The sequence below is a fragment of the Planococcus sp. TJ-201 genome, assembly GCF_058268495.1.
The window spans coordinates 1-11,213 of sequence record NZ_JBZDOG010000003.1 but is presented as its reverse complement, the minus strand read 5'-3'; the positions used below and the strand labels follow the sequence as shown (position 1 = coordinate 11,213).

Here is an 11,213-nt window from a genome sequence, read left to right as displayed (position 1 = left end):
TTCTGTGTTGTCTTCTACTTCCTGGGCAATGCGCGTGCGATCTTCAATACATGTTCAAGACTTTTCTTGCTTTCGTGAAAATCCAATGTGGCCGCCTGTGGTCGGGCGATAATAATGTAGTCTGCATTCGGCAATAAGTCATCTTTCAATTCCAAGAAAGTTTGCCGGATATAGCGTTTAATGCGGTTGCGGGCGACTGCGTTCCCTACTTTTTTGCTGACGGACAATCCTAAGCGAAATTCGGTTTGTTCATCTTTTAATACGTAAACAATGAACTGCCGATTCGCAAAAGATTTTCCTCTTTTAAATATTTGCTGAAATTCTTTGTTCTTCTTGATCCGTTGGTGCTTGTTCATTCTTTCACCTGCTTATTTTAATGCTTTTCCGACAAAAACGTGCAGAAAAGAAAAAAAGACCACTGATGCGGTCAGTGGACTTAAGCTGATAATACTTTTCTTCCTTTACGACGGCGTGCAGCTATTACTCTGCGTCCGTTTTTTGTGCTCATACGTGCTCTGAAGCCGTGTACTTTGCTGTGTTTGCGTGTATTTGGTTGGTATGTGCGCAATGTCATATGTGACACCTCCTATAATAAGAGTTAACTATTTTTACTAAAGACAGTCTCGACTATTATAAAGGCGTACGGGTATAAATGTCAACGTCTTATTGTAAAAGCCTTCTGAATCTCCCTCCTCCTTCCCTTTTAAGTTATACACAGATCATTCCTTTCTCTCTTGATGGCCTGTGCACTATTTTTTTCTCAAAAATATTTATCCACATGCCTTATCTACAGTTTTTTAACATACAAACCCCTTGTGGATAGTTCTGGTGTGAGCAAAAAAAGATGTGTGGATAACTTAAAGAACTTCTTGTATTGTCTCATCTTTTTTGGTAACATTAACTTGTTTTCACTTGTTAATAGTTTTCACCCTAAATAAGTTATCCACAAATTGTGGGTAAGGTGTGGATAGTTATTCACCACCTTGTTTGCAAATGTTATCCACAAGCTGTGATTTTGTGTATGATATACTTTAAAATATAGTTATATATAAAGGAGAAGAGCTATTGGAACACTTAGACGAACTTTGGTCGAGTGTCTTAGCCCAAGTTGAAACTAAAATCTCCAAACCAAGTTTTGAAACGTGGTTAAAATCGACAAAACTTTTATCCTACCAGGATGATACAGTCACTATTTCAGCACCGAATTCGTTTGCACGTGATTGGTTGGAAAACCACTACGTACACTTGATTACTGGAATTTTATCGGATTCCACCGGTGATGATATGATGATCAAATTTGTTGTGCCCAAAGATCAGGATATGGATGATTTTCAACTCCCTGCACCTCGAGTTAAACCGGGACAAGACCAGCAGCAAGAGTTTTTGCCTGGCATGCTGAATCCGAAATATACTTTCGATACGTTTGTAATTGGTTCAGGCAACCGCTTTGCCCATGCCGCATCTTTGGCCGTGGCCGAAGCACCGGCAAAAGCTTATAACCCGCTGTTTATCTATGGGGGAGTTGGACTTGGCAAGACGCATTTAATGCACGCAATTGGACATTATGTCCTGGAACACAATCCGAATGCCAAAGTGGTTTACTTGTCTTCGGAAAAGTTTACAAACGAATTCATCAATTCCATTCGTGACAACAAAACAGGCGAATTCCGCGACAAATACAGGGGTGTCGACATTCTTCTTATTGACGATATTCAGTTTTTAGCGGGCAAAGAGCAGACACAGGAAGAATTTTTCCATACATTCAACACCTTGCACGAAGAATCCAAACAGATCATTATTTCCAGTGATCGGCCTCCAAAAGAGATCCCGACACTGGAAGACCGACTTCGCTCCCGCTTTGAATGGGGCTTGATCACGGACATTACACCGCCTGACTTGGAAACACGAATTGCAATTTTGCGCAAAAAAGCAAAAGCAGATGGATTGGATATTCCAAACGACGTCATGACGTACATCGCCAATTCCATCGACTCGAATATTCGCGAACTTGAAGGGGCCTTAATCCGCGTTGTGGCTTATTCCTCTTTGATCAACCGCGACATGAGTGCTGAACTAGCTGCAGAAGCTTTAAAAGATATTATGCCGAACTCAAAACCGAAAGTTATTACCATTTTGGACATCCAAAACGCAGTCGGTGAGCAGTTTAACGTCAAATTAGAAGATTTTAAAACAAAACGCCGCACAAAAGATATTGCCTACCCACGCCAGGTCGCTATGTACCTGTCCCGTGAAATGACGGATTTCTCTTTGCCTAAAATTGGCGAGGAATTTGGCGGACGCGATCACACAACGGTTATTCACGCACATGACAAAATTTCTAAAATGCTGAAAGACAATCAGCAGCTTCAGCAAGACGTCAAGGACATCAAAAGTGCGCTTGGCAAGTAAAAAGAGTTGTGGATAACCCAATAAATTAGCAAGCAGTTTATGCACAGGCTGTCTACATGTGGATAAGCTGCTTTTATTGGCTCTAAGTGGCTTATCCACATATTCACAGCCCCTACTACTACTATTACTTTAAAAGCCCTTAAATAAAATATATATATAAGCGAGGTTCGAGAATGAAATTCGAGATAAAACGTGAGCGATTAGTTGAAGGATTAAACGATGTAATGAAAGCAGTAAGTTCAAAAACCACAATTCCGATCTTAACGGGAATTAAAATGGATGTTTCTTCAGATGGAATGAGATTGACGGGCAGTGATTCTGATATCACGATCCAAACATTTATCCCAGCAGAAGAAGATGGAGAACAAATCATCCAAGTAACAGATGGAGGAAGCATTGTTCTTCAAGCTAAGGTATTCGGCGAAATCATTCGTAAGCTGCCGACAAATGAAGTAGAAATCGAAATTACAGGGAATTTCCAAACGCATATCCGTTCAGGAAAATCCGAATTCCACCTAATTGGCTTGGATTCAATGGATTATCCACAATTACCGGATATTCAAGATGACCGCCTGTTTACGATTCCGGCAGATCTGCTAAAAACCATTAACCGTGAAACAGTCTTTGCGGTATCAAGTTCTGAAACGCGTCCTGTCTTAACAGGCGTCCATTGGGAAGTAAAAGATGGAGAACTTGTTTGTGTAGCAACTGACAGTCACCGACTGGCTCGCCGTAAAACGAAATTGGAAACTTTGCCAGAAGGGGAATACAGCGTTGTAATTCCTGGGAAAAGTTTGACTGAGTTGAATAAAATTTTGGATGACACTTCTGAAGCTGTTGAAATCGTTATGACCAATCAGCAAGTTTTATTCAAATCTAAGCACATTCTTTTCTTTTCCCGTCTATTAGAAGGGAACTATCCGGATACAACTCGTTTAATCCCGGCAGAATATAAAACTACCGTAACTGTAAACGGCCGTTCGCTCCTGCAGGCAATTGACCGGGCGTCATTGCTCGCAAGGGAAGAACGCAATAACGTTGTTCGTTTTTCAGCAAGCGCTGGAAACGAAGTAGAAGTTTCTTCTAACTCACCTGAAGTAGGGAAAGTAGAAGAGCAGCTGCAGGCTCACAGCATTGAAGGAGAAGAACTGAAAATCTCTTTTAGCGCTAAATTTATGATGGATGCATTAAAAGCAATCGATGGACAAGATGTGGTCATTCAGTTTACTGGAGCGATGCGTCCGTTCATTTTGAAATCAGCGTTGGACGACTCGATTTTGCAGCTGATTCTTCCCGTCCGAACATATTAAATTTAAAACAGACCCCCAGGATAGCCATCTAGGCTATCCTTTTTACTTTTTAGCTAAAATAGGGTAAAATAGAGGGATAGACTATGAATCGAAGGATGAGTGCATTTTGAGAGAAATCGGGATTGAGACTGAATATATAACACTTGGGCAATTGTTAAAAATGACGGATACAATAAGTTCAGGCGGAATGGCCAAATGGTTTTTAGGCGAACACGAAGTTTTTGTAAATGGTGAAGCTGAAAACCGCAGAGGGCGCAAGCTACGTCCAAATGATCTGGTGAATATTCCAGAGTTTGGAGATTTTCGTATTGTGACCGCTGAAGGCATGAGCTTCGATGCGGATTGACCGTCTCGAGCTTGTCAATTATCGAAACTATGAATCGTTAGAGCTGGAATTTTCTCCAGAGATCAACGTCTTTATAGGAGAAAATGCACAAGGTAAAACCAATATCATGGAATCCTTGTATGTTTTATCCATGGCTAAATCCCACCGTACATCCAATGACAAAGAATTGGTCCGTTGGGAGGCCGAATATGGTAAAATTAAAGCTGATGTTTTCCGTAAATACGGCAAACTTCCCCTTGAAATTACCTTGTCAAAAAAAGGGAAAAAAGCAAAAGTCAATCATCTCGAACAGCGCAGGCTGAGCGATTATGTTGGCCAATTAAACGTTGTCATGTTTGCACCTGAAGATTTGCACTTGGTCAAAGGAAGCCCGCAAGTACGGAGACGTTTTATTGATATGGAAATTGGCCAGATTTCTCCGGTGTATTTGCATGATTTGGTTACTTATCAAAAACTGCTTAAACAAAGAAACCATATATTGAAGCAACATTATGGGAAACAAACCATCAATGATGTCATGTTTGATGTCTATACAGAACAATTTATCGAATCGGCTGTCAAAATCATCCGCAAACGGTATCAGTTTATGGAACTTTTGCAGAAATGGGCCGAACCGATCCATCACGGCATTTCCCGAGGGCTGGAACAACTTCAAATCCGCTATCAACCGATCAGTGGTTTAAAGCCCGAATGGACGCCTGCAGAAATGGCGTCTTTTTTAGAGCAAAAACTGGCAGAAGTCCGGAAACGGGAAATCGAACGAGGAGTGACGCTCGTAGGTCCTCACCGGGACGAACTCCAATTTTTTGTTAATGGGTACGATGTCCAGACTTATGGTTCGCAAGGACAGCAGCGGACCACGGCTTTATCCTTAAAATTAGCTGAAATCGAGTTAATCAAGCAGGAAGTCGGAGAAGCGCCAGTACTGTTGCTTGATGATGTGCTTTCTGAATTAGATGATTACAGACAATCTCATTTACTGAATACGATTAAAGGGTCTGTCCAAACCTTTGTCACAACGACAAGTGTCGAAGGCATCCAGCACGAAACAATCCAAAGTGCCCGTCTTTTTGAAGTTACCAACGGCACAGTCAAGGTGTGACTGTGCGTTAATCTGTTGATTAGCGCAGTATGTCTTTCGAATAGTTAGAACGTTTGCCGTCATCCCATACAAAAATAAGATGCCGGCTGCTTTTGTGCGGCCGATTGTAAGTAAAGATTGCACTTATAAAATTTTATCGGACACGAGTGATTAGAAATGCGTAAGAAAGAGCAGGTGAGTGGAATGGCTATGGAAGAAAAAGGTTTACAAGAGTCCTATGAAGCGAGTCAAATACAAGTATTAGAAGGATTGGAAGCTGTTCGAAAAAGACCCGGAATGTATATTGGTTCGACGGGTTCGAGAGGGCTTCACCATTTAGTATGGGAAATTGTCGACAATAGCATAGATGAAGCTTTGGCCGGTCACTGTACCGAAATCAAAGTTGCGATTGAACCTGACAACTGGATCCGCGTGGAAGATAACGGCCGTGGAATTCCCGTGGGCATGCAGGAAAAAATGGGACGCCCGGCAGTTGAAGTTATCATGACTGTACTGCACGCCGGCGGTAAGTTTGGCGGCGGCGGCTATAAAGTATCCGGTGGCCTTCACGGTGTAGGTGCTTCAGTAGTAAATGCCTTGTCTGAGACAACGGAAGTTTACGTTAACCGTGATGAAAAAAGACATTATATTAAATTTGAACGCGGTGCAGTCACCGAAGACTTGCATGTCATCGGAGACTCCGATCATACAGGCACAACGATCCGTTTCAAAGCGGATGCGGAAATTTTCAAAGAAACCACAGTTTATGAATTTGATATTTTAGATCATCGCCTGCGCGAACTTGCTTATTTGAACCGTGGCTTAAAAATCGTCGTAAAAGATGAGCGCGAAGGGGAAGAAAAAGAAAAAGTCTATCATTTTGAAGGCGGCATCAAGTCCTACGTGGAGCATTTAAACAAAACAAAAGATCCGCTGCACGAAGAAGCCATTTTCGTCGAAGCTGAAAGGGAAGGCATTACCGTGGAAGTTGCGATGCAATACAATGCCGGCTATGCAGCCAATATTTTTTCTTTTGCCAATAATATCAATACCCACGAGGGCGGAACGCATGAATCCGGCTTTAAAACCGCTTTGACGCGTGTAGTCAATGACTATGGCCGCAAAAATGGCATGTTGAAAGAGCAGGACCTCAATTTGACGGGCGACGATGTGCGCGAAGGATTAACTGCAATTATTTCGATTAAGCATCCGGATCCACAATTTGAAGGTCAGACAAAAACAAAATTAGGCAATACGGAAGTCAGCACCATCGTCAATAATTTATTCTCTGGCGGATTTGAACGATTCTTATTGGAGAATCCATCCGTTTCGCGAAAAATCATTGAAAAAGGAATTATGGCTTCACACGCACGGATGGCTGCTAAAAAAGCCCGTGAATTTACACGCCGCAAATCGGTACTGGAAGTTTCAAGTCTTCCAGGTAAACTGGCCGACTGTTCATCACGCGATCCTAAAATCAGTGAAATTTACATCGTTGAGGGTGACTCAGCGGGAGGCTCAGCCAAATCTGGCCGTGACCGTCATTTCCAGGCCATTTTGCCGCTTCGAGGAAAAATCCTGAACGTAGAAAAAGCCCGCCTTGACCGTATTCTCACCAATGCTGAAATTCGCAACATCATTACGGCGCTGGGCACAGGAATCGGTGAAGAATTCAATTTGGCAAAAGCACGCTACCATAAAGTCGTTATCATGACTGATGCGGATGTCGATGGAGCTCACATCCGTACCTTGCTGCTGACGTTCTTGTTCCGTTACATGCGCCCGTTGCTTGAAGCTGGCTATATTTATATTGCCCAGCCGCCATTGTTCCAGATCAAACAAGGCAAGCACGTGGATTACGTGTATACAGATCAGCAATTAAAAGATGCACTTGAAAAATTGTCTCCAACACCAAAGCCGAATATTCAGCGGTATAAAGGGTTGGGAGAAATGAACGCAACACAGCTATGGGACACGACAATGGATCCGGATGTCCGGACTTTGCTGCAAGTCACGTTAAACGATGCAATGGTAGCGGACGAAACCTTCCACATCTTAATGGGAGACGACGTTGAACCACGCCGTAACTTTATCGAAGAAAATGCGAAATACGTTAAAAACCTGGACGTTTAAGTGATGTAGAGTTGAGAGGAGGCTGCGGGTATGGCTGAACGGCCTAGCAGTGGTGTTGAAGAAATAAACATAAGTACGGAAATGCGAACTTCTTTTTTGGATTATGCAATGAGCGTAATCGTATCCCGTGCCTTGCCGGATGTGCGTGACGGGTTAAAACCGGTTCACCGCCGCATTCTTTATGCAATGTACGATTTGGGGATTACCTCAGACAAAGCTTATAAAAAATCAGCGCGTATTGTGGGAGACGTTATTGGTAAATACCATCCTCACGGTGACACAGCTGTTTATGAAACCATGGTCCGCATGGCACAAGATTTCAGTTACCGCTATATGCTGGTGGACGGACACGGAAATTTCGGGTCTGTTGATGGAGATTCAGCTGCAGCGATGCGTTACACGGAGTCGAAAATGTCGAAGATTTCCATGGAATTGCTGCGCGACTTAAATAAAAACACAATTGACTATAGAGATAACTATGATGGCCAGGAAAAAGAGCCGATTGTTTTGCCGAGCCGTTTCCCGAACTTGCTAGTAAACGGAACTTCCGGTATAGCAGTTGGGATGGCGACCAATATTCCACCGCATCATTTGGGTGAAACCATTGATGCAGTGTTGGCATTGGCTGATAACCCAGCCATCACGACTGAAGAATTGATGGAATTTATTCCAGGCCCTGATTTCCCGACAGGCGGCATCATTCTTGGCCGCAGCGGCATTCGCCGTGCTTATGAAACGGGTAAAGGTTCCGTCCTCGTGCGGTCAGTTGTCGACATCGAAACAAAAGCCAATGGCAAGGAAGTCATCATCGTCAACGAAATTCCTTACCAGGTAAACAAAGCCCGCTTGATCGAGAAGATTGCTGAATTGGTTCGCGATAAGCGAATTGACGGCATCACCGATCTGCGGGATGAATCTGACCGCAACGGCATGCGCATCGTCATCGAAGTTCGCAGAGATGCCAGCGCAAGTGTCTTATTGAATAATTTATACAAGCAAACCGCGATGCAAACGAGCTTCGGCATCAATATGCTGGCGCTGGTAGACGGCCATCCGAAAGTTCTGGGCTTGAAAGAAATTCTTTTCCATTACCTGGAGCACCAAAAAGTGGTCATTCGCCGCCGTACCCAATTTGAATTGACCAAAGCAGAAGACCGCGCCCACATTCTGGAAGGTCTTCGGATTGCATTGGATCACATCGATGCAATCATTGCCTTGATCCGTGGTTCACAAACGGCCGAGCAGGCACGCAATGGATTGATGACCGATTTCAATTTAACTGAACGCCAATCGCAAGCGATTTTAGACATGCGTTTGCAGCGTTTAACTGGATTGGAACGCGATAAAATCGAGGAAGAGTATTTAGGCCTCGTAAAATTGATTGAAGAACTTCGTGACATTCTAGCGAATGAACACCGCATTCTTGAAATCATCCAGGAAGAGATGCTTGAAATCAAAGAGCGCTTCAGCGATAAACGCAGAACCGAAATTACGACTGGCGGAGCGGAAATGTTCGAAGACGAAGATTTGATTCCAGTGGAAGCTTCAGTATTAACGCTGACGCACAACGGGTATATCAAACGTTTGCCGGCAAACACGTACCGCAGCCAAAAACGCGGCGGGCGCGGAGTGCAGGGAATGGGCACCAACGAAGATGACTTCGTGGAACATTTGCTGTATACGTCGACACACGACACCATTTTGTTCTTTACGAACAAAGGAAAAGTGTACCGCAAAAAAGGCTATCAGATTCCTGAGTACGGCCGTACTGCCAAAGGCTTGCCGCTGGTTAACTTATTGGAAATCAGCAAAGAAGAGAAAGTTACAGCCGTAATACGCGTCAACGAATTTAAAGAAGATGCGTTCTTCTTCTTTACGACACGTGAAGGCATTAGCAAACGGACCCCTGTGACGAATTACGCCAATATTCGCCAAAATGGTTTGATTGCCATCAGCCTTCGCGAAGAAGACGAGCTGATTTCAGTTAAGTTAACAGACGGCAACAAGGAAATGGTTATTGGTACAAAAAATGGCGCCTTGATCCGATTCCCTGAAACCGACATTCGCAGCATGGGCCGAACAGCCAGTGGCGTTCGAGGCATCCGTCTTCGTGAAGGGGATGCAGTAGTCGGCATGGAGATTTTGGATCCGAACGACAACGTACTGGTTATCACCGAAAAAGGATACGGCAAACAGACCAAAGAAGCTGAGTACCGTGTCCAATCCAGAGGCGGCATGGGAATCAAAACGTGTCAGATCACGGATAAAAACGGACCGCTTGTAGCTGTTAGGACTGTTAATGGAACAGAGGACATCATGCTGATCACCGTTAACGGAATATTGATCCGCATGGACGTCAACGATATTTCGACAACAGGCAGAAGCACACAAGGTGTTCGGTTAATTCGTCTCGGTGACGATGAGATTGTCGCGACTGTGGCTAAAGTCAAAAAAGATATTGAGATCCCTGAAGATCTGGAAGAGATTGAAGAGGATGTCGAAAAAACATTGATCGAAGAAAGTGCAGAAGCAGATGTCTATGAAGCAGAAGATGTTGTTGCTGATGAAAAGATTGATGATATAGAAGAAACTCCAGAAGAAGACGAAGAATAAAAATAACTTTGCCGCCCGCTGATGCTATTCAGCGGGTTTTTTATGCTAAAAATTATACAGTGAGTTGTCTGGTTCCTATCAATGAAGCGTCTGATAGACAAGCACCTTTAAAGAGCTGCCTCAATTCTCTCTTTATGCAGCCTCCAGATAAAAATTTCCATAGCAGTTGGATATGGCAATCCTTGGCAGCAAAATTTTTTACTAACGAAAAGTATTATTTTATTCTGGAACGAATAGATCTCTAGGATTGTCTTAGTAAATATAGAAGCGCAGATGGTGTGTGAGAATTAAAAGCTATTTTATAGTGTCTGGAACAATAGCACGTGCCAGAGGGTGTTAGACGGTGCAGAAATTTTACTGTCTTAACTTAAATTAATGGGCTAACTGTTCTGCTGTTAGTGAAACTGATGCTACTAGAACTTTATTAGTATCCTGAATAGAGGTGTGAGTTATTAATTCAGTTTTTGATATCTTTCACTACCGGCTAAAGCCCATCTTGCTTTTTATTTACAATCCATGTTTTTTGAGAAGGTTCTAGATCTTAAATTTCACTGTGATTCTACTCTAATAAAAATAGTGAGATCTTCACTTCAAAAGAAGTTTTCGATAAAACCAAAGTTTTTTGCATAAACTGTTGACTCTCATATGTCAGCATGGTATATTAATCAAGTCGCCAATGAGCGCGGCAAACAAATTGAACCTTGAAAACTGAACAGCAAAACGTCAACAAACAGCAACGGCCGCGCAAAACGGCCCGCGCAAAACTTACTGATCAGCGTATGCAGATCACGAGCGAATCGCGCGTCTTCGGACCGCGAAACGCCAGCAAGTATTTGAGCAATCAATACTACTCTATAATGGAGAGTTTGATCCTGGCTCAGGACGAACGCTGGCGGCGTGCCTAATACATGCAAGTCGAGCGGAACCATTGGAGCTTGCTCCATTGGTTTAGCGGCGGACGGGTGAGTAACACGTGGGCAACCTGCCCTGCAGATCGGGATAACTCCGGGAAACCGGTGCTAATACCGAATAGTTTGCCGCCTCTCCTGAGGCGGCACGGAAAGACGGTTTCGGCTGTCACTGCAGGATGGGCCCGCGGCGCATTAGCTAGTTGGTGGGGTAATGGCCTACCAAGGCGACGATGCGTAGCCGACCTGAGAGGGTGATCGGCCACACTGGGACTGAGACACGGCCCAGACTCCTACGGGAGGCAGCAGTAGGGAATCTTCCGCAATGGACGCAAGTCTGACGGAGCAACGCCGCGTGAGTGACGAAGGTTTTCGGATCGTAAAACTCTGTTGTGAGGGAAGAACACGTACCA

Annotated in this window: 8 protein-coding genes and 1 rRNA gene; 7 read left to right on the top strand and 2 right to left on the bottom strand. The window is 43.7% G+C overall.

Going from position 1 to position 11,213, the window contains the following annotated elements:
- Positions 1-14: 14 nt before the first annotated feature.
- Together rnpA and rpmH are read right to left on the bottom strand one after the other, a co-directional pair.
- The gene (gene rnpA, locus AC4EG4_RS08440; RefSeq protein WP_490976760.1) at positions 15-356 is read right to left on the bottom strand and encodes a ribonuclease P protein component; all 342 of its coding nucleotides are present in this window, start codon (positions 354-356) and stop codon (positions 15-17) included.
- A gap of 80 nt (positions 357-436) precedes the next feature.
- Positions 437-574: a 50S ribosomal protein L34 gene (gene rpmH, locus AC4EG4_RS08435; protein ID WP_006830546.1), complete on the bottom strand. Its 138-nt coding sequence runs from the start codon at positions 572-574 to the stop codon at positions 437-439.
- A gap of 491 nt (positions 575-1,065) precedes the next feature.
- On the opposite strand from rpmH, the gene dnaA reads away from it, so the two are divergent.
- The 7 genes from dnaA to AC4EG4_RS08400 form a co-directional block, all read left to right on the top strand.
- Positions 1,066-2,409 carry a chromosomal replication initiator protein DnaA gene (gene dnaA, locus AC4EG4_RS08430; RefSeq protein ID WP_142830332.1) on the top strand — a complete coding sequence of 448 codons (1,344 nt, stop codon included), beginning with the start codon at positions 1,066-1,068 and terminating at the stop codon, positions 2,407-2,409.
- 173 nt (positions 2,410-2,582) lie between these two features.
- Positions 2,583-3,719: a DNA polymerase III subunit beta gene (gene dnaN / locus AC4EG4_RS08425; protein WP_490987518.1), complete on the top strand. Its 1,137-nt coding sequence runs from the start codon at positions 2,583-2,585 to the stop codon at positions 3,717-3,719.
- 106 nt (positions 3,720-3,825) lie between these two features.
- Positions 3,826-4,065, top strand: a complete 240-nt coding sequence (gene yaaA, locus AC4EG4_RS08420; RefSeq protein WP_490976758.1) for a S4 domain-containing protein YaaA — start codon at positions 3,826-3,828, stop codon at positions 4,063-4,065.
- Positions 4,055-5,167, top strand: coding sequence for a DNA replication/repair protein RecF (recF, locus tag AC4EG4_RS08415; RefSeq protein WP_490976757.1), 1,113 nt, complete (start codon positions 4,055-4,057; stop codon positions 5,165-5,167). Before yaaA ends, recF begins: the two co-directional genes overlap by 11 nt.
- A gap of 183 nt (positions 5,168-5,350) precedes the next feature.
- Complete coding sequence (gene gyrB, locus AC4EG4_RS08410) at positions 5,351-7,279, top strand: DNA topoisomerase (ATP-hydrolyzing) subunit B (RefSeq protein WP_490976756.1); 1,929 nt, start codon at positions 5,351-5,353, stop codon at positions 7,277-7,279.
- A 30-nt stretch (positions 7,280-7,309) separates the two neighbouring features.
- Positions 7,310-9,892 carry a DNA gyrase subunit A gene (gene gyrA / locus AC4EG4_RS08405; RefSeq protein ID WP_490976755.1) on the top strand — a complete coding sequence of 861 codons (2,583 nt, stop codon included), beginning with the start codon at positions 7,310-7,312 and terminating at the stop codon, positions 9,890-9,892.
- Between the two features lie 854 nt (positions 9,893-10,746).
- A 16S ribosomal RNA gene (locus tag AC4EG4_RS08400) occupies positions 10,747-11,213 on the top strand; the annotation flags it as partial.